Annotated in this window: 25 protein-coding genes and 1 pseudogene; 14 read left to right on the plus strand and 12 right to left on the minus strand. The window is 60.5% G+C overall.

The genetic code is table 11. The annotated features are described in order from the left end of the window. The first annotated feature begins 1 nt into the window (after nucleotide 1). The 4 genes from AC244Q_RS24550 to AC244Q_RS24565 are packed head-to-tail and all read left to right on the plus strand — an operon-like array spanning nucleotide 2 to nucleotide 3,032. On the plus strand, nucleotides 2-802 hold the full coding sequence (locus AC244Q_RS24550; protein WP_012755603.1) for an ATP-binding cassette domain-containing protein: 801 nt from the start codon (nucleotides 2-4) through the stop codon (nucleotides 800-802). Nucleotides 803-823: 21 nt separating this feature from the next. Further along, on the plus strand, nucleotides 824-1,621 hold the full coding sequence (locus AC244Q_RS24555; protein WP_012755604.1) for a TIM barrel protein: 798 nt from the start codon (nucleotides 824-826) through the stop codon (nucleotides 1,619-1,621). A 29-nt stretch (nucleotides 1,622-1,650) separates the two neighbouring features. After that, nucleotides 1,651-2,673 (plus strand): Gfo/Idh/MocA family oxidoreductase, encoded by a 1,023-nt coding sequence (locus AC244Q_RS24560; RefSeq protein WP_128407797.1) that lies wholly within the window; start codon nucleotides 1,651-1,653, stop codon nucleotides 2,671-2,673. 32 nt (nucleotides 2,674-2,705) lie between these two features. Next, complete coding sequence (locus AC244Q_RS24565; RefSeq protein ID WP_128407796.1) at nucleotides 2,706-3,032, plus strand: MurR/RpiR family transcriptional regulator; 327 nt, start codon at nucleotides 2,706-2,708, stop codon at nucleotides 3,030-3,032. 307 nt (nucleotides 3,033-3,339) lie between these two features. Here the strand turns inward: AC244Q_RS24565 and AC244Q_RS24570 are convergent, their stop codons facing one another. The 3 genes and pseudogenes from AC244Q_RS24570 to AC244Q_RS24580 form a co-directional block, all read right to left on the minus strand. Next, a complete protein-coding gene (locus AC244Q_RS24570; RefSeq protein ID WP_128407795.1) occupies nucleotides 3,340-3,633 on the minus strand; it encodes a type II toxin-antitoxin system RelE/ParE family toxin in 294 nt (97 codons plus the stop codon). Continuing rightward, entirely contained in the window at nucleotides 3,633-3,887 is a 255-nt protein-coding gene (locus AC244Q_RS24575) for a type II toxin-antitoxin system ParD family antitoxin (protein ID WP_128407794.1), read from the minus strand. The genes AC244Q_RS24570 and AC244Q_RS24575 overlap by 1 nt, the downstream gene beginning before the upstream one ends. Before the next feature lie 135 nt (nucleotides 3,888-4,022). Continuing rightward, nucleotides 4,023-4,221, minus strand: a pseudogene (locus tag AC244Q_RS24580) (alpha/beta fold hydrolase); the annotation flags it as partial. Nucleotides 4,222-4,365: 144 nt separating this feature from the next. On the opposite strand from AC244Q_RS24580, the gene AC244Q_RS24585 reads away from it, so the two are divergent. The 3 genes from AC244Q_RS24585 (at nucleotide 4,366) to rsgA (ending at nucleotide 7,281) form a co-directional block, all read left to right on the plus strand. Continuing rightward, entirely contained in the window at nucleotides 4,366-5,550 is a 1,185-nt protein-coding gene (locus AC244Q_RS24585; protein WP_164049488.1) for an MFS transporter, read from the plus strand. Between the two features lie 467 nt (nucleotides 5,551-6,017). Continuing rightward, complete coding sequence (locus tag AC244Q_RS24590) at nucleotides 6,018-6,194, plus strand: hypothetical protein (RefSeq protein ID WP_003549623.1); 177 nt, start codon at nucleotides 6,018-6,020, stop codon at nucleotides 6,192-6,194. 34 nt (nucleotides 6,195-6,228) lie between these two features. Continuing rightward, nucleotides 6,229-7,281, plus strand: coding sequence for a ribosome small subunit-dependent GTPase A (gene rsgA, locus AC244Q_RS24595; RefSeq protein ID WP_128406717.1), 1,053 nt, complete (start codon nucleotides 6,229-6,231; stop codon nucleotides 7,279-7,281). A gap of 86 nt (nucleotides 7,282-7,367) precedes the next feature. Here rsgA and AC244Q_RS24600 read toward each other — a convergent pair whose 3' ends face one another. Beyond that, a complete protein-coding gene (locus AC244Q_RS24600) occupies nucleotides 7,368-7,616 on the minus strand; it encodes a hypothetical protein (RefSeq protein ID WP_113545646.1) in 249 nt (82 codons plus the stop codon). A gap of 327 nt (nucleotides 7,617-7,943) precedes the next feature. Then, complete coding sequence (locus tag AC244Q_RS24605; protein WP_128406716.1) at nucleotides 7,944-8,999, minus strand: LacI family DNA-binding transcriptional regulator; 1,056 nt, start codon at nucleotides 8,997-8,999, stop codon at nucleotides 7,944-7,946. A 245-nt stretch (nucleotides 9,000-9,244) separates the two neighbouring features. Here AC244Q_RS24605 and AC244Q_RS24610 point away from each other — a divergent pair, with 245 nt between their 5' ends. From AC244Q_RS24610 to fba, 6 genes are all read left to right on the plus strand, one after another. Further along, a complete protein-coding gene (locus AC244Q_RS24610) occupies nucleotides 9,245-10,228 on the plus strand; it encodes an autoinducer 2 ABC transporter substrate-binding protein (RefSeq protein ID WP_128406715.1) in 984 nt (327 codons plus the stop codon). A 126-nt stretch (nucleotides 10,229-10,354) separates the two neighbouring features. Next, on the plus strand, nucleotides 10,355-11,869 hold the full coding sequence (locus AC244Q_RS24615) for a sugar ABC transporter ATP-binding protein (protein ID WP_113545643.1): 1,515 nt from the start codon (nucleotides 10,355-10,357) through the stop codon (nucleotides 11,867-11,869). Beyond that, entirely contained in the window at nucleotides 11,862-12,890 is a 1,029-nt protein-coding gene (locus AC244Q_RS24620; RefSeq protein ID WP_128406714.1) for an ABC transporter permease, read from the plus strand. The genes AC244Q_RS24615 and AC244Q_RS24620 overlap by 8 nt, the downstream gene beginning before the upstream one ends. Beyond that, nucleotides 12,890-13,876: an ABC transporter permease gene (locus AC244Q_RS24625; RefSeq protein ID WP_128406713.1), complete on the plus strand. Its 987-nt coding sequence runs from the start codon at nucleotides 12,890-12,892 to the stop codon at nucleotides 13,874-13,876. The genes AC244Q_RS24620 and AC244Q_RS24625 overlap by 1 nt, the downstream gene beginning before the upstream one ends. Before the next feature lie 11 nt (nucleotides 13,877-13,887). Continuing rightward, a complete protein-coding gene (locus AC244Q_RS24630) occupies nucleotides 13,888-14,736 on the plus strand; it encodes a sugar phosphate isomerase/epimerase family protein (RefSeq protein ID WP_128406712.1) in 849 nt (282 codons plus the stop codon). 379 nt (nucleotides 14,737-15,115) lie between these two features. After that, nucleotides 15,116-16,180, plus strand: a complete 1,065-nt coding sequence (gene fba / locus AC244Q_RS24635; protein ID WP_113545731.1) for a class II fructose-bisphosphate aldolase — start codon at nucleotides 15,116-15,118, stop codon at nucleotides 16,178-16,180. A 7-nt stretch (nucleotides 16,181-16,187) separates the two neighbouring features. On the opposite strand, the gene AC244Q_RS24640 is transcribed toward fba, so the two are convergent. The 7 genes from AC244Q_RS24640 to AC244Q_RS24670 form a co-directional block, all read right to left on the minus strand. Beyond that, nucleotides 16,188-17,939 (minus strand): glycerol-3-phosphate dehydrogenase/oxidase, encoded by a 1,752-nt coding sequence (locus tag AC244Q_RS24640; protein WP_128406711.1) that lies wholly within the window; start codon nucleotides 17,937-17,939, stop codon nucleotides 16,188-16,190. A gap of 37 nt (nucleotides 17,940-17,976) precedes the next feature. Continuing rightward, nucleotides 17,977-19,506: an FGGY-family carbohydrate kinase gene (locus tag AC244Q_RS24645; protein ID WP_128406710.1), complete on the minus strand. Its 1,530-nt coding sequence runs from the start codon at nucleotides 19,504-19,506 to the stop codon at nucleotides 17,977-17,979. A gap of 37 nt (nucleotides 19,507-19,543) precedes the next feature. Continuing rightward, complete coding sequence (locus AC244Q_RS24650) at nucleotides 19,544-20,386, minus strand: DeoR/GlpR family DNA-binding transcription regulator (RefSeq protein ID WP_003562490.1); 843 nt, start codon at nucleotides 20,384-20,386, stop codon at nucleotides 19,544-19,546. 150 nt (nucleotides 20,387-20,536) lie between these two features. Continuing rightward, complete coding sequence (locus tag AC244Q_RS24655; RefSeq protein ID WP_012755626.1) at nucleotides 20,537-21,484, minus strand: D-ribose ABC transporter substrate-binding protein; 948 nt, start codon at nucleotides 21,482-21,484, stop codon at nucleotides 20,537-20,539. A gap of 111 nt (nucleotides 21,485-21,595) precedes the next feature. Continuing rightward, on the minus strand, nucleotides 21,596-22,648 hold the full coding sequence (locus tag AC244Q_RS24660) for an ABC transporter permease (protein WP_003562489.1): 1,053 nt from the start codon (nucleotides 22,646-22,648) through the stop codon (nucleotides 21,596-21,598). A gap of 22 nt (nucleotides 22,649-22,670) precedes the next feature. Further along, nucleotides 22,671-24,215: a sugar ABC transporter ATP-binding protein gene (locus AC244Q_RS24665; protein WP_012755627.1), complete on the minus strand. Its 1,545-nt coding sequence runs from the start codon at nucleotides 24,213-24,215 to the stop codon at nucleotides 22,671-22,673. Further along, entirely contained in the window at nucleotides 24,212-24,868 is a 657-nt protein-coding gene (locus tag AC244Q_RS24670; protein WP_012755628.1) for a DUF2291 domain-containing protein, read from the minus strand. Before AC244Q_RS24670 ends, AC244Q_RS24665 begins: the two co-directional genes overlap by 4 nt. Before the next feature lie 415 nt (nucleotides 24,869-25,283). Here AC244Q_RS24670 and AC244Q_RS24675 point away from each other — a divergent pair, with 415 nt between their 5' ends. Then, nucleotides 25,284-25,601, plus strand: coding sequence for a hypothetical protein (locus AC244Q_RS24675; protein ID WP_157628364.1), 318 nt, complete (start codon nucleotides 25,284-25,286; stop codon nucleotides 25,599-25,601). The last annotated feature ends 30 nt before the right edge of the window (nucleotides 25,602-25,631 follow it).

Here is a 25,631-nt window from a genome sequence, read left to right on the forward strand (position 1 = left end):
CATGACTGATAACCAATCAGAAACCGCTCCGCCGGTCATTGAAGTCAAAAATATCGTCAAGCACTACGGCTCCGTCATCGCGCTCTCGGGCGTTTCGATGAAGGTATCACAGGGCGAAGTGCTCTGCCTGCTTGGAGACAATGGAGCTGGGAAATCCACACTCATCAAGACGCTGTCGGGTGTGGTCCGTCCCTCGGGCGGCGATTTCCTGGTCGAGGGCAAGCCGGTCGCATTCACCAGTCCGCGCGATGCACTCGATGCCGGCATCGCGACCGTCTATCAGGATCTGGCGATGATCCCTTTGATGTCGATCACTCGAAACTTCTTCATGGGACGCGAACCCGTGAAAGGCATTCCGCCGTTTCGCCATGTCGATTTCAAGTATTGCAGCGAGGTGACTCGCGAGGAGATGCACAAGATCGGCATCGATATCCGCGACCCGAACCAGGCGGTCGGCACCCTTTCCGGCGGCGAGCGGCAATGTGTGGCGATCGCGCGGGCCGTTTATTTCGGAGCAAAGGTGCTCATCCTCGATGAGCCGACGTCCGCATTGGGCGTTGCCCAAACCTCGATGGTGCTGAAGTACATCCATCAGGTTCAGCAGAAGGGCCTCGCTGTGATCTTCATCACCCACAATGTTCGCCATGCCTTTGCTGTCGGCAATCGTTTCACGGTTCTCAATCGCGGAAAGACGCTCGGCACTTTCGACAAGAGCGAGATTTCGCTTGAGGAACTGCAGAACCTCATGGCTGGCGGCAAGGAACTGCAGGTGCTCTCCGCCGAACTCGGCGGCACGATCTGACATATTGCATGAGGAACAATCATGAAAACGACTACAAAAACATCACCTTTCACGCTAGCGGTCTGCGCCGAAATGGTGTTTCGCTCCCTGCCCCTCCTCGATCGGTTGAAGCGCATCACCGAACTCGGCTTCCAGGCGGAAATCTGGGATTGGACGAAACACGATATCGAGGCGATCGCAAAGTCTGGTGCCACTTTCTCGTCGATGACAGGATACGTGACCGGCACGCTGGCAGATGACGCCGGAGCCGATGAGCTGCTGCGCACTGCGCGCCAGTCGATCCCGATCGCCAAGGAACTCAATTGCCCGCGCCTCAACTTGCATGGCACGGGGCTCGACGGACAGGGCCTGCCCGTCGTCAAGTCCGAGGTCGTCACCGGCGCCATGTGGCTGAAGGCTGCCGATACGCTAAACCGCATCGCTGATCTCGGCGAGGAGGAAGGCGTTACCTTCGTCCTCGAAAACCTGAACGAGGCTGTTGACCATCCAAAGACGCCGTTTGCCAAGGCCGCCGACACGCTTGCATTGGTCGCGGCCGTCAACCGGCCGTCGCTGAAGCTCAACCTGGATCTCTACCATGCGCAGATCGGTGAAGGGAACTTGATCGAGCTTTGCCGCACCGCTCTTCCACATATCGGTGAAATTCAGGTCGCCGACGTTCCCGGCCGCAAGGAGCCGGGCACTGGTGAAATCAACTATCCGGCGATCGCACGCGCCCTGAACGAGATGGGCTACCGGGGCACGATCGGCATGGAAGCCTGGCCATCCGGCGATGACGAACTTGCTCTTTCCCGCTTCCGCGACGCGTTTTCCCTTTGATCCGACAGCAGCATTTTCAGGAGCTTTCCATGCCCGCCCACCGTCCCGTCAATCTCGCTCTCATCGGTGCCGGCCGCATCGGTTCGTTCCACGCCGAAAGCGTCGCCCGGCGCCTGGTTGATGCCAATTTGCTCGCCGTCGCCGATCCGGCGCCGGGCGCTGCCGAAAAACTGGCGGCAGCGCTCGATGCACCGAAAGCCTATACCAGCGTGTCGGAGCTTCTCGCCAATCCGGAGATCGATGGCGTCATCATCGCCACGCCGGCGCGCTTCCACACGAGCGTCGTCGTGGAAGCCGCGCGGGCCGGAAAAGCGGTCTTCTGCGAAAAGCCGATGGCGCTGACGCTTGGGGAAGCAGACGCGGCTATCGCTGTCACAAAGTCTGCGAAGGTGCCACTCCAGGTTGGCTTCAATCGACGTTGGGACCAGTCGTTCTTTGAAGGCCGTGCGGCGATCGACGCTGGCAAAGTTGGTTCCGTCCAACTTCTTCGCTCGTTGACGCGAGACCCGGGTCCCTACGACGGCAACCCGGAAAAGACGCCGCTATGGACGATCTTCTATGAGACGCTGATCCACGACTTCGACACGCTGCTGTGGCTGAACCCGAAAGCAACCCCGATCGAGGTGACGGCGATTGCCGATGCGCTCGTGGTACCGGACTTTGCCAGAAAGGGTTTTCACGACACCGCCGTCGTCACCATCCGCTTCGACAACGGTTCGATCGCTGTGGCGGAGGCGAATTTCTGCGCCATGTACGGCTACGACATCCGCGGCGAGGTCTTTGGCTCCGGGGGCATGGTGACGATGGGCGATGTACGCCGTTCCTCGATGACGCTCTACGACAAGAACGGAGTTTCGAACGATACCTGGCGGCGTGACACGGATCACTTTGTCCACGGTTACACCGCCCAGCTCGCCTCCTTCGTCGAGGCCATAAGGACGGGCACCGTCACTGGCCCGACCGGTGAAGATGCCCGCAATGCGCTTGCCATCGCGCTCGCCTGCATCACGTCGGTTACCGAGCGCAGGACGATCCAGCTTTCCGGTCTCTAGGCCGGATCGCAAAAGACGGAGTGTGCCAAGAAATGCCGCAGCATATCCGCAGTCTGAGCAGCCCGCCGGCAAGTTTCGAAGAGCTGAAGTGCGCTATCGCCTGCCGCCAGGTCACCTTCCCTCTTCGTGTCGAGAATGTCGCGAAGAGGGTCCTGGCCAAACCGGAACTCATGGCCTTTGGTAGCACGACCTCAATCGCGGACGACTGCGGCGTCTCCGTCTCTACGGTCATGCGCTTTGTTGCGCATATCGGCTTCCACGAAATCGCGCAGGCACGCGCAATTTTCAGAAATGAGTTGCGCCGCCGTCTGTCTGTGTTGTTGCCCGGGCCGGGTATGAAAAACGGGAGCGATGGGTAGATGGCCGTCGCCACAGTCGGTACGCTCAAGCCCAGGTTCGTGGTTTACGCTGGATCTGAAGAATGGTCCGATGAAGGCCACTGGCGCATTCATTGGTGGGTTCCTGTGCGTCACCACCCGCGGCCGCCCTACTCGCCATCACTATCGGTTTGAAAGCGAAGAGGCGCTCGCATTGAAGGAAACCGAGCGCGGACCCATTGTCCTCGTCACGTGGGATAACAATGATTTATGGAAGCCAGCTCATTTGAGACGCGCCCTGGCTACATGAACCCGATGCAACTGTGCTTATGCTCGCAAGCGGCGAGGCCTAACCAGGATCGCCGGCCCAGTCTTCATGTCCATGGCGTATTCGGATCACGAAAATGGCTCCGTTCTCTTCGATCCGGTAGACAACGAGATGCGCTTTGAACGGTTGGATCCTAACGTGCGGCGAAATCTCTTCTCGCTCACGCGCCATTCGCGGATTCGCGGCAATCAGGTCAAGCACCGCGAACAGCTCGTCATGATACCTCCTAGCTTGTGCAGATCCGAAAATGCGGACACTTTGCTCGGCGATTGCAATGATGTCCTCTTCCGCTTCGACAGAAAGGCTAAAACGCATTATCTGCTGCCGCGGGTCGTTTCCGCGCGCGCGATTGCCGAGGCAAAGAGTTCGTCCTTCGAGCGACCGCCAACACCACTTTTGAGACCGTCGTCGACAAAGCGCTGCATGGCAGCAATCTTATCACTGCGTGCTTGGTCCCTGCGAATCAAGTCGCGCACATAGTCACTCGCATTGGAATATCGCCCGGTCCTCGCTTGCGCCTCGACCCAATCTTTCATTGGGTCTGGTAAAGATACGTTCATAGTAGCCATTCGAGCCTCCATACTGCGCACAAGCTAACTGTAATTGGCAAAGTTTGTCAAACTGGCTCCTCATTCTCTATCGGCGAAAAGCGACGCACCTGGTTTGGACCAAAGGAGATCGTTGGGAGGCTCGATGCGAGATCGAGCCCCACGAACCGCGCGCGGCTGCATCGACCGATCCTGACCGAGGAAGGCAGCAAGTTCGGCTTGAAACACGTTACATGCAGGCCTCGTCCGGCACGAGCACATGGTTCTTGCTCTCAAGCGGTACGAAGCTCGCGTTCGGAATCGCGGCGGCAAGTTTGCAACCTTGATCAAGCGGCACGCGCACGTCACCGCGGCTCGGCAAATCGCGCCGATCCCCAAGATCACATTCTCCGACACATTCCCTCAGAAACAAGTTTCGATCTTGGGCCCTGTGAGATAGACATCCCCAGGTCCATACGCGCGTGTTTTGCGTCGACGCGTCAATCCCCGGAGTTGCATCATGAAAATCGCGCCGCAGCAGCGGATCTATGTCTGCTTCTTTCTCTTCGCTGTGTCGCTGGGGGCGCTGCTGTCGAGGATGCCGGATTTGCAGGTTGCACTTGGCGTCAATAAATCCGAGCTTGGGTTGACGCTGATAGGCGCTGCGATCGGCGCCCTGATTTCGTTGACTTTATCTTCGCCCTTGATCGCCCGGCTCGGCGCGCGTACGACGGCATTCATTACTGTTCTCGGCACGTCTGCGCTGCTGTCGCTGGTGCCGTGGATCGGTGCGGCGCCGGTCGTGTTCTGTGTGCTCTTCGTCGAGGGGCTGCTCGCCGGGGCGCTGGAGATCAATCTCAATGTTGAGATCGACCGCATCGAAGCGCAGCTAGGACGCGGCGTGATGAACAGGGCGCATGGTTTCTGGAGCCTCGGCTTCTTCGTCACAGCACTTGTCTCCTCGGTCGTCCGCCAAGCGGGCATTTCGATGGAACTCCATCTCGCCGCGACCTTTGTCACGGTTGTTGTCATCGGCATCTGGGCGATTTCCGGCATGCGGAATGCGCCGGCGCGGATCGCGTTGCATGAAGACAAGGCACCGCTGGTAGCGCTTCCCACCTGGGGCCTCATGCCGCTCTGCGTGATCGGCATCGCGGCCTTTCTCGTCGAAGGTGCCGGGATCGACTGGTCGGCGATCTATATGCGCGATGTGTTTTCGGTCGAGCCCTTCATTGGCGGATTGGGATTGACGCTCTTTACCTTCTGCATGGCGCTGGCGCGCCTGTTCGTCGATCCGCTGGTCGATCGGTTTGGCGCGCGGGCCGTCGCCACGATGTTGCTTGTTCTTTCGGCGATCGGCATCTGCGCCGTGTCGGGGGCGCCGCATCCCTATGTCGCGCTGGCGGGCTTTGCCTTGATGGGCGCCGGCTGCAGCGCGGTCTATCCTCTCGCTGTCTCGGCGGCGGCCCAACGCACAGATCGCGCGGCGTATCTCAACGTCGCCGCCCTCGGCCAAATGAGCTTTGTCGTCTTTTTCCTGGCGCCGCCACTGCTCGGTTTCATTGCCGAACATGCTGGCATCCGGACATCCTATCTCGTTTGCCTTCCACTGATCATTTATGCGCTCTTTTCGGCCAAGGCGCTTGCTTCGCGCCGGGCTGCCGGCGGCGGTAGCGCTGCGACTGCTCGGAGCGTCAACGGGTAACGGACTGTGTTGCCGTTTTCCGGCCGCGCGATTGGTTCAGTGAAAAGCCCAAACGAGCACGTCGTAGCGGCGTGCTTGGTGCTCTCCCTAAGCAATACGGCCGGCTCTGCTGGTCGAAACAGATTGCCTTGCGAGATTGAAGATCGGTCGCGCGTTCTGGTCGGGAGAAATCCGGGCGCAGGGCGCGAGGCCACTTGCTTGCCGCCGAGTTCGTTGACGGCAAAGTATCTGAGCCGGCGGGCTCGACCACGTCGATTGGGCGGTTGCCCTCGCCATCGTGCCCCATTGATCACCTGTAAACCAGCCTGGCGGTGGCTCTTTGTCGAATTTGCAGACGAACGGTGGTCTGAACGGGATCGAACTGGCGTTGGCTAATCGTGAAGCACCTGATAGGTCATAGACCGCTGAGTACGAGGTCTTGGCACCATCTTCAGACACAACCCTCGGACCGGACAGGAGAGCTTTTGATGGGCTGGAAAACACCGAAGATCGAATACGTGAACGGCTATAAGATCGTTGAAGTTGAGGGGCCTGCCTTCAAAGTCTACGATGGCGACCGTCAGCTCGGGGACGATTTCCCCTACCCCGGCGAAGCTGCTGCTTACGCAACCTCGTTGCCAAAACGGGATCATCCACGCAGCTAGGCGAAAGGCCGCAGAAGATCATTGAAAACTCTTTATGGCCGCCTTACCGAAAGTGGAACAAGATTTGACCAGCTCCCAACTTTCTTCACCGCTAGAACTGCTTGGATGGTCTGAATTCTTCGCGGACCAAGTTCAGCCCAGCGAAGCGGACTTGATCCCCCGACGCATCGCTTCAGTTCACCGGGCACGAATCGAGGCAATCGATGTCACCGGACCGGTCGGACTCGAATTTCCATCCAATACCAGTACTGGTGACTACGCCGTGGGCGACTGGGTTCTTGCCGATGCATTGACTGACATGCTTGTCAGACGTCTCGATCGAAAAAGCGTCTTTCAACGACGCTTGGAAGGCGGGCGTGGCCAGCAACTTGTTGCCGCCAACATCGACACCCTGTTGATCGTGACCTCGTGCAATGCCGATTTTAATCTTGCTCGGCTGGAACGTTACCTGGCCATGGCCAACCAGGCCGGGAGCAATCCGGTGATTGTGCTGACAAAGGCTGACACCGCGGAGGATGCCGGCATGTTCCAGGCCCAAGCCGAGACCTTGCAACGCGATGTGCCTGTCATTGCCTTGAATGGGCGCTCCGCGGACGCCGTTTCCCTGTTAAGGCCCTGGTGCGGCGTTGGCCAGACGGTTGCGCTGGTGGGATCTTCTGGTGTCGGAAAATCAACGCTGGTGAACACCATGACCGGGCCTGAATCTGACACAAAGCAAAAGACAGGCGCCATCCGCGAATATGACGCGCAGGGCCGACACACCACCACGGCGCGATCCCTGCATGCAATTTCAGGCGGCGGCTGGGTCATCGATACGCCGGGAATAAGAACGCTTTACGTGAGTGATGTTGCCGGCGGTATAGACACCCTCTTTGCTGAAATAACTGAACTGGCGCCGCTTTGCCGCTTTCGCGATTGCACCCATGCCCATGAACCTGGGTGCGCGGTCCAGGCAGCTGTCGCAAGCGGTGCCCTGGGCGTCGATCGCCTCGAACGCTGGCGGAGCCTGCTTGCCGAAAACAGCGACCGAACACCGGTCGTGAGCGGACCCCGCGGCAACAAGATCGTTCGCAAGAAGAAATATTGAAAGTGTTGAATGTCTGCGACGGTGCTCATCGGCGTCAGCCACAATCCGCCACCTGAATTGGCTGGGCTGGGGAATGGCGTGAGCGCTCAATGATTGGGATTGCGGTCAAGAAGAAGACCCTGCAAGCGGCTGCTCCCGCTAGTGAGGGATATGTCTTTGAACAGCCGCGATATGAGACGCGGTCGCAATCCTTGCCTCTCATCGATGAGGAGGAATGACATCCTCTTTATCTCGATCGTGATCACGCCTGCATTGTCATGGCGACAATAATTCCCGGAATCCATCGCATGGAATCCATTTTCCACCGCCCAGGCGGCTATCATATCCGCGTTCATCAAGGTCCTGCTTTAGGAGATGCGGACATGCTGTCTCTAGCTGTCCCGCTCGCGCAAATCGCTCGCAGTTCTACGGATACCGTAACTGAATCGCTCTAATCCAGCCAAATCCGTCCAAGATTTCAGTTCCCGGTCAGGTGTTGCGAGAAAGACTCGAAGCACTCGTTGTAAATCGGTACCACTCAGCCGAGGCCCCGCCCGTTTTAGTGCTCTTGAAGGGGTGTACCTCCGCGCGGCACTAGGGTCATCAGGCGCGCCTATGTCGTGCAAGCTGCACGCCCAGCATCCTCCGCCATCGTTGATCGTAGCGAAACGCGGCAGGACGCATTACTCAATATCTTTCAGCGCATCGAGCGGGCCGGTCAGCGCCGTGCGGGGTGGGACGAGCGTCGGCCGCACCAGATGCGTGATTGGCGGGCCGTGGCCCGCATCGAGGATCGCAAACCCCTTGGTGATCATTGCCTCGCTGTCCTGCCGGATCATGAAGACGGGGAAAGGCAGGAAGGAGCCGAAGGGATCGTAGTCATAGCAGCCGACGATGATATCGGCGAAGGTCTCGTGCGGGTGCAGCGCGAGGAAGCGCATCAGCCCTTCGAGATTGATCGAGGAATTGACAAAGAATGCGCGTGGCAGCTTTCCGTGGCCTTCGTAGAAGGCTTCGAAGGCGCGGGCCGTCATGGCGGGTGAATAGCCGGTCGGCTGGATGCAGACGTCGGGGTCCGCGCCCAGCAATGCGCGCTTTACGTCGCGGAAACCGCGAATTCGCTCATGGCTGGCATGGTCGTTGCGGCCGCCGAACAGGTACAGATCGTCGGGTGAAAGCGGGCCATCCTCTTGCGCGCGTTCGATGATCGCCTGTGTCAGCATGCGCGCACCTTCATGATTGTCGCTGATGATCGACGGCGCCAGCGTGCCCGGCAGATCGATGTTGACGTGCTTCAGCCCGGCCTTTTCGCAAACCTTGTGCACGCCATCCGGATCGGTTGCGCCGGCGATGAAAAGCTCATCGATCGAATAGGAGATCAGCGTCTCGACGACCTTGCGTTCCTCCTCCGGATCGCGACAGGCACTGACGACGAGGGGGCACTGGCCACGGCTTCTGACCTGCGCCTCGAAAGACTGCGCCATGGAGGAGAAATAGCGGTTGTCGTGCACCGGCAGCAGAAGACCGACGAGACCGGAGCGGGACGAACGCAGGCCACGGGCCTGCAGGTTTGCCGTATAGCCGTGCTCGTTCGCCAGGTTCTGAATGAGCTGGGCCGTCGCTTCCTTGATACGCCGCTTCCGCCAGCTTCCGTTCAGCACGGCGCTTACCGTGGAAGCCGACGCACCCGATAGGATCGAGAGGTCGTAGATTGTCGCCTTCTTCTTGATGTCTGCCATATCTCGCCTTTTCCGCTGTCGTTCCCTTAGAAACAAACCCCTCTTGACGAAAGTCCCACCTTGATCGATAGTCATTGCACCATCGATTGTGCAAAAAAGAAAGATCGATTGTGCAAAGATGGTTCGCCGGAGGAGGCGGGATGGGAGGCAAGGGTATTCCCTCGCCGTGAAGCAACCAGGAACAACCTGCCGCAAACCGGCCGGTGGTCGTCGTTCGCCATGAGCGACCTTGAGGAGGAGTGAAGATGAGGAGACTTATCGTAGCGGCATTTGCCGCATCGCTGTCGCTTGCCGGGGCGGTGGTCGCGTTTGCAGAGGACGCGCCGAAGGTCGGCGTTGTCGTCAAGATCGGCGGCATTCCATGGTTCAATGCGATGGAGGCCGGCATCAAGGAACAGGGCAAGAAATTAGGCGTCGATGCCTTCATGATCGGCCCGACCAGCGCCGACCCTGCGCTGCAGGTGCGCGCCATCGAAGACCTGATCGCCCAGGGCGTCAAGGTTATCGGTGTGGTTCCGAACGATGCCAAGGTGCTCGAGCCTGTGCTGACCAAGGCGCAAGCCGCCGGCATCAAGGTCATTACGCATGAATCACCCTCGCAGAAGGGCGCCGACTGGAATTTCGAACTCGCATCGGCCACCGGCTTCGGTGAAGCGCATGGAAAGCTGCTCGCCGAGAAAATGGGTGGCAAGGGCGAATATGCCGTCTTCGTCGGCTCGCTGACCGTGCCGCTCCACAACGCCTGGGCGGACGCCGCAATCGCCTATATCAAGGCGAATTACCCAGACATGAAACTCGTCGGCGAGCGCTACGGCGTGGCGGAAGACGTCGACAAGAGCCGCTCGACGGCACTCGATCTCATTGCCGCGCATCCGGATCTGACCGGCTTCCTCGCCTTCGGCAGCCAGGGTCCGATCGGCGCCGGGCGCGCTATCGAGGAACGCCGCAAGACGGGCAAGATCTTCGTGCTCGGCCCGTTCTCGCCCGGCCAGGGCCAGAAGCTGATCAAATCAGGTGCGATATCGGGCGGCTTCATGTGGAATCCGAAACAGGCCGGCGAAGTCTTCGTCACGCTCGCCGATCGCCTGATCAAGGGCGAGAGCGTCAAGGAAGGTGATGACATTCCGGGTCTCGGCGTGATCAAGCCTGTTGGTAACGACATCATCGTCGATCAACTGCTGCCGATCAACAAGGATACGGTCGACGACCTGGCCGCAATGGGCCTCTGAAGAGGCCCCCTCCCCGGGTGTCGGGCCGGTCCATGTCGACCGGCCCGGCGTTCGGGAAAGAGAGCGGTATCCGGCCATGGCCGGACCATTGACCTTTCATGGCATTCGACTGGACAGGCAACCGGCATGAGCACGGCAACGGATGATGGTGTGAAGGCCCAGCCGCTTCTTTCGCTTCGCGGCATCAACATGACATTCGGCGGTGTGAAGGCGCTCAAAAACGTCTCCTTCGAAGTCTTGCCTGGCGAAGTGCATTGCCTCGCCGGCGAGAATGGATCCGGCAAGAGCACGTTGATCAAGGTGATCTCCGGCGTCTATCGGCCCGCAGACGGCGCCGAGATCGTCTTCGACGGTGAGACGATATCCCACATGACGCCTGCCATGGCCCAGTCCCGCGGCATCCAGATCATCTGGCAGGACCTCGCACTCTTTCCGGAAATGAGCGTGGCTGAGAATATCGCCTTCCAGACCCTCTCCGGTTCGCGCCCGCGCTTCGTCAACTATGCCGCGATCCGCGGAATAGCCGAGGAAGCACTCGCCCGGCTCGGCGTCACCCTCGACGTCGACAGACCCCTCAAGGACTTCGCCATAGCGCAGCGCCAGATCGTCGCCATTGCCCGCGCGCTGGTCGGAGAGGCCCGCATCGTCTTCATGGATGAGCCGACCGCCTCCCTCACCCAGTCGGAGACCGATCATCTGCTGGCGATCGTGCGCACGCTGTCGGCCTCGGGCGTTGCCGTGGTCTTCGTCAGCCATCGTCTTGCGGAAGTGCTGGACATCTCCTCGCGCATCACCGTGCTGCGCGATGGCGCGCTGGTCGGGGTCTATCCGGTGGAGGGCATGACCCAGTCTAAGATCACCGAGCTGATGACCGGACGCACCTTCGACCAGAACGTTCGCGCCCGCGATGTATCGCAGAACCCCGTCCTGCTTTCTGTCAGCAAGCTTTCCCGGCCTGGCGAGTTCGAGGACATCTCCTTTGATCTGCGCCGTGGCGAAACGCTGGGGATCACCGGCCTGCTCGGCGCAGGGCGCACCGAACTTGCGCTGACGCTGTTCGGCATGCGCCGGCCCGCCGCCGGAACGATCGTGCTGGAGGGAAAGCCGGTGCGCTTTGCCGCCAACCGCGAGGCGATCACATCAGGCGTCGCTTATCTCTCCGAAGACCGCCTTTCGCTTGGTCTCAACCAACCGCAATCCATCGCCGACAATCTGGTCATGGCCTCGCTCAACCGTATCCTGAGCGGCCGGCTCATTTCGCCGGAAAAGAAGCGCTCGCTGGCCGCGCGCTGGATCGCCGATCTCGGCATCAGGATTGGCAAGCAGGACGATGCGATCTCGACGCTTTCGGGCGGCAACCAGCAGCGCGTCGCGATCGCCAAATGGCTCGCCACCGATCCAAAAGTGTTGATCCTCGATGCGCCGACGGTCGGCGTCGATGTCGGCGCGCGCGCCGGCATCTTCGAAATCGTTGCCCGCCTCGCCGAAGCGGGGCTTGCGATCATCCTGATTTCGGACGAGGTGCCGGAGGTCTATTTCAACGCCGATCGGATCATCCATATGGAGAAGGGCCGCATCGCCGGTTGGCACGATCCCCGCGCGACCACACTGAAGGACCTGGAGGCGGCGGTCTATGCGTAAGCTGTTCCTGGCCTATACGACGGAATTCGTGCTGTTTGCCGTCATCATCGCGATGAGCATCGTCCTGGCTTTTACGACCGACCGCTTCTTCACGCTCGGGAATGGGTTCGACCTGCTTAATATCAGCGCGGTCAACATCATCTTTGCCGTCGGCCTGCTCGTGGTGCTGATATCAGGCGGGATCGACATCTCCTTCGCCGTCGCCGCCTCGATCGTACAATATGTCACCGCACTTGCGCTCGAGCGGATCGGCGGGGGTGGATGGCTATCCGGCTTCCTGATTGCGGCCGGCATCGGCATCGTGCTTGGCATGATCAACGCCTTCCTGATCCATCGCTTCCGGATCATCTCGATCGTCGCGACGATCGCCACCTTCAACGTCTATTTCGGCCTGCTGATGTTCTTCACCAAGGGCGTGTCGATCTACAATCTGCCCGACTGGCTGACGAGCCGCGTCATTATCTACGAGAGCGAAATGGCCGATGGGAGCTGGGCCGAGATCACGCTGCCCGTCGTCGTCATGGCCGTCTGCACGCTCGCCACCTGGTTCTTCATTACCCGCACGACGACCGGCCGGCAGCTCTATGCCTTCGGCGATAATCCAGAAGGCGCGCGCCGCTTCGGCATCAATATCGGCGCCATGCAGTTCATCGCCTTCGGCTGGCTTGGATTGATGGCTGGCATCGCCGGTCTCATGCAGGCGCATTATGCGCAGGAGGTCGTGCCGAACGCACTCTATGGCCGCGAGCTCGATGTCCTGGCTGCAGTGGTGCTCGGTGGCGCGCGGCTGGGCGGCGGCAAAGGCTCCGTGCTCGGTTGCGTGCTGGGCGTGCTGCTCGTCTCGATCACCCAGAACGGCCTGAACCTAATGGGCGTCTCGCCCTTCGCCTTCAAGATGATCGTCGGCGCGATCATCCTCGTTGCGATCACCTTGTCGAGCGCCCGCGTCGGCAATCTGGTGCCGGTGTTTGCGACCCGCAAATCGACCGGTGACAGGCCCGCAGACAGGGGAGAGAGCTGATGAACGCGCTCGCCGCCCGCTTCAACGCCATCTTCGGGGCCGACTTGGCCGGTCCCCTCGCCGCGCTTGCGGCCGTGCTTATCGTCTTCGGTTTCACCTCACCGCATTTCCTGACGGCCGCGACCTTCGGATCGGTCGCCTTTCAGCTTCCCGAGCTTGGCGTCCTGACGCTTGCCATGCTGATGCCGATCCTCACCGGCGGCCTCAACCTTGCGATCACCTTCACCGCCAACATCGCCGGCCTGACGCTCGCCTGGACGCTGCAGGCCAATGGCGGCATCGATGCCGGCCCGGGCGCCTTCCTGCTCGGCTCGGCTCTGGCGCTCGCCGTCGGCGCGGCAAGCGGCCTGGTCATGGGGCTGGTCATCGCCTTTACCCGCGCCCATCCGATCCTCGTTTCGCTGTCGATGATGATCTTCCTGCGCGGCCTCGGCGAGTTTCTGACGCGCGGCGGCGATATCTCGGGCTTTCCCACCTTCGTCGCTCCGATCGGCCACGGCAGCATTCTCGGCATCCCCGTCCCGTTATTGATCCTGATCGCCTGCGTGATCGCCAGCCACATCCTGCTCTCGCGCTCCAAGCTCGGCTTTTCCACCTATATGATCGGCTCCAATATCGAGTCTGCCCGTTATTCCGGCATCAACACCCGCAAGGTCCTGGTGCTGGTCTACATGCTCTCCGGCGTGATGGCTGCGGTTGCCGGCATCATCATGCTTGCGCGCTTCAATTCGGTGCGCGTCGGCCACGGCGAATCCTATCTGCTGATCACCGTGCTCGCCTGCTTCCTCGGCGGCATCAACCCCTTCGGCGGCTTCGGCCGCGTCCTACCCGTCTTCGTGGCGCTCGTCGTGCTGCAGCTCCTCTCTTCGGGGCTCAACCTGCTCGGCGCCAACCAGCACCTCACCACCGCCGTCTGGGGCATCCTGCTCATCGTCGTGATGGTGCTGCGGTGGCTCTCGGCCAAGTTCATCAGAATCGTGAAATAGGAGATACGACCATGGAAGGTTTCGGCGTTCACACCAGCATGTGGACCATGAACTGGGATCGCGCAGGCGCCGAGAAGGCGATTGCCGGAGCCGTGCACTACAAGATGGATTTCATCGAGATCGCGCTGCTCAATGCGCCTGCCGTCGATGCCAAACACACCCGCGACCTGCTTGAAAAGAACAAGCTGCGCGCCGTCTGCTCGCTCGGCCTGCCGGAACATGCCTGGGCTTCCGTCCGTCCGGATGCAGCGATCGAGCACCTGAGGGTCGCGATCGAAAAGACCGCGGAAATGAGCGCCGAGGCGCTCTCCGGCGTCATCTTCGGCGGCATCGGCGAACGCACCGGCCTGCCGCCGACTGAGGGCGAATATGACAACATCGCCAAGGTGCTCGACGCAGCCGCAAAACACGCGAGGAAGTACGGCGTCCAGCTCGGCGTCGAGGCCGTGAACCGCTATGAGAACCACCTGATCAACTCGGCGCAGCAGGCCGTCGATATGGTGGAGCGTGTCGGCGCGGACAACGTCTTCGTTCACCTCGACACCTACCATATGAATATCGAGGAGAAGGGTGCGGCAAACGGCATCCTGATCGCCCGCGACCACCTCAAGTATATCCATCTTTCCGAAAGCGACCGAGGCACGCCGGGCTACGGCAATATTCCTTGGGATGCGATCTACGCCGCGCTCGCTGCGATCGGCTTCAAGGGCGGACTTGCGATGGAGAGCTTCATCAATATGCCGCCCGAGGTCGCCTATGGCCTGGCCGTCTGGCGCCCCGTCGCACGCGATATGGAAGAGGTCATGGACAAGGGCCTGCCATTCCTGCGCAACAAGGCGGAACAATACGGTCTTATCTGACCCCAGTTGCCGGATGTCGCCCATTCGGTTGCATCAGCTTTAGATCGAGGCTGATGCTGGCCGTCTGCGATTGGTCACAAGCCGCAACCGTAGCGTCCACATGGGGTGTTGACTGAAGAGATCTCGCCATCGCTGGCACAGGACCGTGTCGGCGGCCCGCCTCTTCAGCACATCCCCTGAATATCACTTGGCCTCGGGCAGGCGAAATGACTGTCAAGAAATATCATACTGTTTGTGATATTGTTATTATTGCTTGTTACATTCTTTCTCCTATGCCATTTTGCCTATTAAAATAAGAGGCTTGAACGGCTCACGCCCGGGCTCTAGTTTCGAAGAGATGGCGGCGTTTCGATCGACCATCGATATGGGGGAATCTTGGATGGCACGCATTACGCTGAGGCAACTGCTCGACCATGCTGCGGAGGAAGGCTACGGCGTTCCCGCTTTCAACATCAACAACATGGAGCAGGCGCTCGCCATCATGGAAGCCGCCGACGCGTGTCATGCGCCGGTTATCATGCAGGCGTCGCGCGGAGCCCGCGCCTACGCCCATGACATCATGCTGAAGCATATGATGGATGCCGTCGTTGAAATCTATCCGCATATTCCGGTCTGCGTGCATCTCGATCACGGCAATGATCCCTCCAACTGCATGACGGCGATCCAGGCGGGCTTCACCTCGGTGATGATGGATGGTTCGCTGAAGGCCGACGCCAAGACGCCCGCCGACTGGGCCTATAATGTCGGCGTCACCAAGATGGTGACCGATATGGCGCATTTCGGCGGCATCTCGGTGGAAGGCGAACTCGGCGTTCTCGGTTCTCTCGAGACCGGCATGGGCGAGGCCGAGGACGGCCACGGCGCCGAGGGCAAGCTTTCGCACGACCAGCTGCTGACCGATCCAGACGAAGCCGTGAAGTTCGTGCGTGAAACCAAGGTTGATGCGCTTGCCATCGCGATGGGCACATCGCATGGCGCCTACAAGTTCACCCGCAAGCCGGACGGTTCGGTGCTGGCGATGAACGTCATCGAAGAAATTCACCGTAAGCTCCCGAACACGCATCTTGTCATGCATGGCTCGTCCTCGGTCCCGATCGAGCTGCAGGAGATCATCAACAAGTATGGCGGCCAGATGAAGCCGACATGGGGAGTGCCGGTCGAGGAAATCCAGCGCGGTATCAAGAATGGCGTGCGCAAGGTCAATATCGACACCGATGGCAGAATGGCGATGACCGGTCAGATCCGCCGCGTGCTGCAGGAAGACCCAAGCGAGTTCGACCCGCGCAAATATCTGAAGCCGGCAATGACGGCGCTGACCAAGCTCTGCAAGGAGCGGTTCGAACAGTTCGGCACTGCCGGCATGGCGGGCCGCATCACGCCGCTTGCCGTTTCGGAAATGGCGAAGCGTTATAAATCCGGTTCCCTCGATCCGGCTTTCTCTTGAAACTGGGTTAGCCTGAGGCCGGGCGGGGTGCCTTTTCCGGCTCGGCGGCCGCAGGCTTGCCCGTCAGCGTTTGGCCGTGGAAACGGCTCAGCTGGCTGACAACCTCCTGGATTTCGCTTGCCGAGCGTTCGCCGTCCCAGCCCAGCGCTGCCTCGGCAACGCCGGCGATTTCCCGCAAGCCTTCCAGCGTCAACCGACCCTGGATCGCAAGCGTCGTGCGGCGCATCACGATGTCCGACAGGTGGACAACGAGTTCATTCCGGGCGATCCAGTCGATCTCGCGGAGGCTGTAATGCGGCGCACCCGTCAGGCGCTCTTCGTCGGAATAGCTTGAAGGGGAAGAAAGCAGGGCCGTTGCCGTCGTGCCGTAGCGGCCGAGCAGTTCGTCGGCTCGCTCGGCAACAACAGCGCCGCGCGCCGCGGCATCGCTGATCCAGGCGTGACGCTGCTCATCATCAGCCGGAAAGGCCTTGCCGCCGCCGATCGCCAGATAGCGTGTCGAATGGCTGCGGCTGCGCTGTAGCCGGGAGAGAACGGTGTCGGCGACCTCTTCCGCAAAGCCGCGGAACGTCGTCCACTTGCCTCCGACCAGCGAAATGATTGGAAACGGTCTGCCGCTTTCTGGCTCCTTTACGGGCGCGGAGTGGTCGCGGCTGATCAGCCCCGGTGCGGTCGCATCCGATGCCGGCAGCGGGCGGATGCCGCTATAGCTGTAAACGATCTGATCGTGATCGAAGCGAAGCGTCGGCAGCAGCGAGCGGATGCTTTCGAGGAAATACTCTGTTTCCGGCTCCTCGCAGGAGACATTGTCCGGATCACCTGCCGGAATGTCGGTCGACCCGACCAGCGCCAGCCCGAGATAGTCGTAGACCAGGCAGATGCGGCCGTCGTCGGCCTCGAAATAGATCATATGGCCATTGAGGCTTCGCACCAATTCGGGATGGTCAAGCAGGATATGGGAACCCTTGGTGCCGCCGATCAGCCGCGATGGAGCGCCGAGCAAAGTGTTGACCTGATCGATCCAGGGACCTGCCGCATTGACGACCAGCTTGGGAGCGACGGTGAACTCGCGACCATCGGGCTGACGGAAGGTCAAACGCCCGTCTGAAACGGTAGCCAGTGTCGCGAAATTTGCCGCGAGGCTTCTCGCGTTCGCGTCGAGACCATCACGCACGAGCTCATAGACGAGCCGCTCCGGCCTGCTGATCTTGGCGTCGTAATAGATGCCGCCGGCGACGATGGCGGGGGTAATATGCGGCATTTCTCTGCGCGCCTGTTTCTTCAGGATCAGCCGGTGGCGCGGCATGACCTGATCGCGCGAACCGAAGAAGTCGTAGAGCCGAAGCCCGATCTTGATGAGAACCGCACCACGGCTGCGTGGCGCCGTCTTCGACCCAAAGAGCGTCCGGATCGCTGCCCAGATGCCGCGGGTCCAGGAAAAGACCGGAATGAAGGTCGGCAGCGGCTCGACGCAATGCGGCGCGTTCTTGAGCAGGAGGTTGCGCTCAAGCGTCGACTGCGCAACCAGTCCGAACTCACCCGTTTCCAGATATTTCAGGCCGCCGTGAATAAGCCGCGATGGTGTGGCGCTCGTGCCGGAGCCAAAGTCGGCCTTGTCGACGATCAGGCAATTGACACCCTGTAGTGAGAGGTCGCGGAACAGGCCGGCACCGTTGATGCCCGCCCCGATGATCAAAACGTCGATATCGTTCTCGCCGAGATTCGAGAAGCGCTGCTGCAAATCGGAGGTCATGCTCATCGTCCTAAATCGCCCGCCGCAGCAGGCATCTATCTTTTCAGTTTGCCGATTGCTCCGGCGCAAGCGCGGCAATCCTAGGCCAAAGGGGGACCATCGCGTCGGCAATGTCGCGGAACACCTGATAACGCTTTTCATAATCCGCGCTGCGCACTGCATCCGGCCGGCAAGTCTTCGCGATGGAGGCGGTGTCGCGCGGATCGCTCTGCGGATCGGCAAAGATACCCACGCCCGAGCCGGCACAAAGCGCAGCACCCCAGGCGGCCGCCTCATCCGTCTCGGTTACCGTCACTGGCATGCCAAGCACATCGGCAAACATCTGCACGACGGCAGGATTGCGCGAGACGCCCCCGGCGAGCCGCACCTGATCGAAGGCAAAGCCGTCGCGAAGCGCATCGACATGGATGCGATGATTGAAAGCGATGCCTTCAAGCACGGCGCGCAGCATGTCGCCGCGGTCGTGCCATCCACCGAGCCCGAAGAAACCGGCGCTGGCGGCTGCGCCATAAGGCGAGCCGAACAGATAGGGATGGAAGAGCGCCGTCGAGGGGCGCTCGAAGGCGGCGTCGATCTCGGGCGCCAGCAGGGCGTGGATCGAGTTGCCTTGGACCTCGCCATTCGTTCGCTCGGCAGCGCAGAGCGTATCCAGAAACCAGTCGTAATTGGCTGTCGATGCCGGGGAGATCGACATGCTGTTCCAGATCCCGGGCGCAATCCCGTTGCGGCAGAACCAGCGCCGATCGACACGCGGTTCCGACGAAAGCGTCTCGTTGATCGAATAGGTCCCGGCAATGACCGCGACAACGCCCTTGGCATAGCCCCCTGCCCCGAGCGCCGAGGCGGTGACATCGTGCAGACCGGCAACGACAGGCGTCCCTTCGGCAAGGCCCGTCAGCTGCGCGGCTTCACGGGTCACGCGTCCGACCATCTGGTCGGAGCGCGAGGCTGGTGGCAGGGCGTGGACGAGATCCTGCAATCCAAACAGCCGCAGGGCGTCCTCACTGTAGTTCTGCGTTTTGACATTGGTGAAGGAGGTGCTGGCTTCGGTGCGGTCCGTACCGATGATCCCGGTCAGGCAGAACCGCAGCCAGTCCTTGCAGCTGCAGAAATGGCCAATGCGCTTGTAGCGCTCAGGCTCCATGTCGCGGATCCAGGCAAGCAAGGCCGATGGAGCGGAGACATGCGGGATCTGCCCGGTCAGCTCGATCGCCAGGTCGGCGACATCGCTCTGCGTCCACCGGTCGACGATCGCCCCTGCCCGGCTGTCCAGCGAAAGAATGGCCCGGCCGAGCGGCTTTTGGGCGTGATCGAGCAGGTAGATGCCGTCTCCATGTGCGGTAGCGGCAATGCCCTCTATGTCGCTTGCCGGTCGCCCGCTGAGCGAAATCGCTTCGCGGATGGCATCGGCCGTCGCGTTCCACAAGTCATCCATGTCACGCTCGATATGGCGGGCCTTCGGAATGAACTGCGTGACGCGGCGCCGGGCGGCTGCAAGCGGCGTGCCGTCGATATCGAAGATGACCGCCTTGGTGACTGTCAAACCACTATCGATCCCGAGCAGTGTCGGCATTTAAATTTACCTCACGAGGAGCAACGGGCCGGCGCCGTCAGGAGCGCCCTCCGGCGCCCTTGGCGATGACCACGTTGATATCTCTGGACCGCATGCGGTCGATGTGCACCGGCTGGGTCTTGTCGTCGACGATAACGACGTCGAACTCATCCAGTGCTGCGAAACTGTGGAGCGCACGCCGTTCGAACTTGGTATGATCGGCAAGCAGGATGCGCTTTACGGAGCAGTCGAACATGGCGCGCTTGGTATCGACTGTCTCGGGAGACTGGTGCAGCACCGTGCCATCGCTGATCGCCGACATCGAGATGAATGCGACATCTGCCCTGAGAGCCTTGATCTCGTTGATGGTCATGCGACCCATGAAGGCATTGCACCAATTGTAATATTGGCCGCCGAGGGCGAGCAGCGTCACGTCGTGCAGGCCCGTCAGCGCATTCATCAGGGTCAGGGAATTGGTAATTGCGGTGACCGGTACCTTCGAAGGCAAATGCGCCGCCATCTGAAGTACCGTGGTCGAGTCATCGAAAAAGATCGCCTGTCCCGGTTCGACGAATTGCATTGCCGCCTCGGCGATCAGCTTCTTTTCCGCCGACTGGCGGTTGGAGCGGTAGACGTCGCTGGATTCGATGAGATTGGTCGCCGCCGCAGTGACGATGCCGCGTGTCTTCCTGAAGAGGCCGCGGCTGACGAGTTCATCGACATCGCGGTGAGCCGTCATCAGGCTGATCCCAAAGCGGTCGGTCAGGTCTTCAATCCGCATCGAGCCTTCACCCATCACGGCTTCTGCAATCATGCGGCGGCGCGCAATCTGGCGCGTCTGCCGGCTGTCGCTGGTGAGCTGGTCCAACAGATCGTCGTCCCGGCTGGTCTTCTGTGTCACGGGTCACCCCTGTCGCTGAATAATGGATCCCAGCTTCGTACAGCGATTGCCGCGCCAAGGCAAAAAGGCGAAACACAACTGGCGGTTGGACCGCCGGCCATAGCTTCGAGCATGAAAATGAGGGCGCTCTTGCGAGCGCCCTTTACCGTTTTACTGCGACAGGACGAACGGGCCAGTGTATTTGTCGATGTTGTCCTTGGTGATCAACAGGCAATCGAAGAGCTGCTTCTCGCTCTTGGCACCCGTGTTACCCGTCTTGATCAGATTGTCGGCCTGCTTGACCGCTTCTTCGGAAAAGACGGCAACCGGTTGGAGGACGGTGTATTGGAGTTCGCCCGCCTTGATGGCAGCAACGGCATCCGGTGAACCGTCGAAGCCGCCGACCTTCACATTGGCGAGCTTGCCGGCTTCCTTGAGTGCGGCAATCGCACCAAGCGCCATTTCGTCATTGCCCGAGATGACGCCGACGATATCCGGGTTGGCCTGCAGCATGGACTGCATCTTGTTGTGGCCCTGGGTGCGGTCCCAGTTGGCAACTTCCTTGGCGACCTTCTTCAGATCCGGATACTGCGAAAGGACAGTTTCGTAGCCATTCGACCGCGTTGCCGCGTTGTTGTCGGACGGAGCGCCGAACAGTTCGGCATAGTTGCCCTTGTCGCCGATTGCTTCGACCCATTGCTGTGCGCCGAGGGCGGCGCCCTGTGCGTTGTTGGAAACAAGCTGCGCCTTGGCCAGGCCTTCCTGGTTGATTTCGGCGTTGACGAGGATGACCGGGATGCCGGCAGCAACGGCCTTCTTGACCGCACCGACGGAACCGTCGGCGTTTGCCGGGTCGAGGATAATCGCCACCGACTTGTTGGTGATCGCCGTATCGATCAGGTTGCTTTCGGTATTGGTGTCACCCTTGTGGGCGTTGACCGAGGCCGTATAGCCGAGCTTCTCGGCGGTTGCCTTGGCGACATTGCCTTCCGTCAGCCAATAGGGATTCGACGGATCGTTGACGATGATCGTCATCATGCCCGCTGCCCAAGCCGAGCTTGCCAGAAGCGGTGCTACGGCCGCGGCGGCCAGAAGTATGCGCATGCCTTTCTTAAACATAGTCTCTCTCCCATTCGTGAGCTCAGTTATTGCCGGTGATCCGGCGTTGCTTTCCCCAATCGGCTTTCTGGACTCCAGGCTGCCGTCGTGGATAAGTTTCGGTCTCAGCCGTCAGGACGATTTGACCCGGCGGCCGTATTGGATGCTGTTCATGAGGACGGCGAGAACGATCACAGCGCCGGTAAATACTGTCTGCCAGTAGGCCGAGACACCGATGATCACGAGGCCGTCCGAAAGGAAACCGATGACGAAGGCGCCGAGCATCGTGCCGCGAACCGTACCGCGGCCGCCGGTCAGCGCCGCGCCGCCGATGACCACGGCTGCGATCGCCGTCAGCTCGTAGGTTGTGCCTGCCGTCGGGCCGGCGGAGGTCAGCTGCGAGGAGAGGACCAGGCCGGCGATTGCGGCACAGACGCCCGAAAGCACATAGACGATGATCTTCACGCGCTTCACCGGAACGCCGGAGAGATCGGCAGCACGCTCGTTCCCACCTGAGGCGTAGAGCCAGCGGCCGAAGGCGGTGCGGCTCAGCACGATGCCGCAAATGATGGCGAGAACCGCAAGCACGATGACGCCGATCGGAATGCCTGCGAGGCGGTTGAAGCCGAGCCAGTCGAAGCCGGTATTGCCGAGTTCCGGACGGCCACCGAGATTGTTGTAGGTCAGGCCGTTTGTCATCAAGAGCGCGATACCGCGGGCGACGTAGAGCACGCCGAGCGAGGCGACGAAGGCCGGCACCTTGAGATAGGCGATCAGCACGCCGTTGACCGCACCGACCAGCGCGCCGAGCGCACATGTGATGACGACGACGGCCCAGACCGGCGGGTAGAGGATGACGCCGAAATAGGTGAGCGTGACGCCGTGCATCAGGAAACCGGCAATGCAACCCGCAAGCCCCAGTGTCGAGCCGACCGACAGATCGATGCCGCCATTGAGGATAACGAGCAGCATGCCGATCGCCAGAATGCCGAAGATCGCGACGTGCGACGCCATGATCAGGAAGTTGTTCAGCGTGAAGTAATAGGGCGACAGGAACGAGAAGACCGCGATGATGACGATCAGCGCGAAGAAGGCCCGGCCCTCCAGGATGAGACGCACGATATTGGTGTTGCGCTTCGGCCCGCTGGAAACTGATTTCTTTTCGGTGACGTTCGTGACTGACATAATCAGTGCTCCATAATCCAGGCTAGTGCGCGATCACGGCTTCGCCGGAGGCGGCCATGATCTTTTCCTTGGTGACATCCGAGCCGAACTCGGCCGATATCCTGCCGCGGTGCATGACGATGATGCGGTGTGCGATACTCAGGCATTCATTGACTTCGGACGTCGAATAGATGACCGCCAATCCCTGCTTGGCGCGCTCCGCGAGCAATTTGAAAACTTCCGCCTTGGCGCCGATGTCGATGCCGCGGCTTGGCTCATCAAGCAGGATGACCTTCGGCTGGGTTGCCAGCATCTTGCCGATGACGACCTTCTGCTGGTTGCCGCCGGAGAGCGAGCCGATCGAAGCCGCACCGCCATCGGTTTTCACATGCACCCGCCGGATCGCGTCATTGACGAGATCGCGCTCCCGATGGCCGGAGGTGAAAAGCCCTTTGGTGAAGGCGCGGATACTCGCAAGCGACAGATTGGAGCCGACCGTCATCGTCTGGACGAGGCCGTCGCGCTGGCGATCTTCGGGCACGAGCACGAGACCGCTGGCAATGCGCCTGGCGATGCTGAGCGCACTGACGTCCTGTCCTTCGAGCAGAACCTGTCCGCCACTTGCGCGCAGACGTCCGGCAATGCACTCGAGCAGTTCCGTGCGCCCCGCCCCCATCAGCCCGTAGATGCAGACGATTTCGCCGGCACGCACCTTGAGAGACAGACGATCGACTGCATTATAAGCAGCGCCGGAGGGACCGGGGACACTGAGGTTTTCGATGGAAAGCGAGACGTTTCCGAACGGGTGATCCTCCGGTGGGCTGCCAAGGTCGAAATTCTCGCCGACCATGTTGCGGACGATCCATTCGAGATCGATATCCTTGCGCTCGGCATAGGCCGTCATGTTTCCGTCGCGCAGAACGACGGCGTGATTGGTGATCTGCAGCGCCTCTTCCAGATGATGCGATATGTAGACGATCGACACGCCGCGGCTCGTCAGGTCGTGGATGACCTTGAAGAGCACTTCCACCTCCGTCGCGCTCAGCGCCGAGGTCGGCTCGTCCATGATCAGGATGCGCGAATTGACGGAGAGTGCCCGTGCAATCTCGACGATCTGCTGCTGGCCGAGGCGAAGATCCTCGACGCGCGTCAGCGGATCGATGTCTTCCTCGAGCTCTTCCATCAGCGCCCGGGTCTGACGCTCCTCTTCAGCGAAGTCGACGACACCGCCCTTGATGATCTCCCGGCCCATGAAAATATTGTCGCGGACACTCAGATTGGGGGCCAGGCTGAGCTCCTGGTGAATGATCGAGATCCCGCACTCGCGCGCATGGGTCGATGAGCTAAAGCTGATCGGTGAGCCGTCGAGAATGATCTCGCCGGAGCTTGGCTGCGCCACACCCGAAAGGATCTTCATCAAGGTCGACTTGCCGGCGCCGTTCTCTCCGAACAGCGTTGTGACCTGGCCGCGATGGATGTCGAAGTTCACTCCCTTGAGGGCGTGAACGCTGCCGTAGGATTTTGCGATATTGCGGGCGGCGAGGACGACCTCGCCTTTCGGCCCGTTGTTGCGTTGCGGCTGGCTCATTTGAGCTCAACCTTCACCGGCGTGACCAGCCAGTTCTTCGGGTTGATGAGCTTGAAGACGCCGACCACGGTCGCCTGCTTTCCGTCCAGGGCGTCAGCATCCAGGCCCGCAAAAACCGCCTTCTTCATCTCGTTATTGATGGCCGAGCCGGCATCCTGATACTGGATCTGGTTGGTAAACTGGCCGAATTCGATGGTGCCGGTTGCATCGCGGAGGTCCGTGCCGTTGACCGCAGGGCCGGTCTGGACACGGACCACCGTCTCGGGAGGCAACCCATCGATCTTCATTTCGTTGGTGTTCGACTTGCGGGCGCCGAAAACGCCGGTCAGCGTGACGGGAATGACCGGTCCGGTGCTCGTCGCAGTGCCGTATTTCTCGGCCGCCGCCTTCTTGTCGGCGGCAATGGCGGCCGCGAGATCGGCGGCTGCAATCGCCCGCTCCTCGACATTTGCCTTGATCTTCGGGAATTGCTCGGCGCCGAAGGTTTCCGGAGAGAATGCCTGCTGGCGCACATCGTTTTCGGAGCCGATCTTGACCACCGTCGTGTCGAAGGCGATCGCTGCAACGACGATGACCGCCAACGCCGCGCTGACAAGGAGCCCGCGATTGCCGCTGCTCGGCTTTGATGCTGCATGATCGGGCGAGGTACTCATGTCCGGACGGCCTTTGGCTTGGAATGGCAAGATGGAGAGGGCTAGCGAGATGATGATCGCAGGCGGCCTGGAGCATTGCGCCGCACCGGATCACAAACCGGCGGGCCACCCGCAAGAGCGCAACTCTGGACGAATATTCGCATTGGAAGCCTCCTCAACAAGACCGGCGGCTGTCTCCTCCAACCGCCTGGGCCTGCAAATTCTCCATCAGGAAGCGCACTTCCGTGATAGAAGTATGTTAGTTATGCCGTAAATCATGTTATATATTTTATCAGCTGTCAACGGCACTTTCGCGGCAACTCGACTGGAATGCACGACCTCACATCTTGTTCATCACGCTGCAGCGCAGCAAAAAGCGACGGAAAATGCAGACATTTTGACATTTGTCACTCAGCCGTAAAGTGGCGCCATCCATATGTTTTTAATGCAATATACGACAGATGAAACATTGCGTGCACTGCCGCTTTTGATGCCGCCCCCCGCTGGCGCGACGGCGCGCAAGCAAACTCCTTGCTCTTCTATTTTAGATGAAAAAAATTACATCGCTAGAAAAATCTTACTGGCATTGTGGTATCTTTATGTTATCTTTTCGAGCGAGCTCAGGGAGGTTTCAGCTGCGCGCCGTCTGGAATTTGTCAAAAGCGGCGCGCTTGCCGTTGCCCATGGACGAGCCGACGTTGGCAGCCGGATGCATCATCCCAGAGAGTTTAGGGATCGGGAGGACTTCAGATGAATTTGATGCGCGTATTGCCCGCCGCGGCGC

The sequence above is a fragment of the Rhizobium sp. CB2179 genome (genome assembly GCF_057653455.1).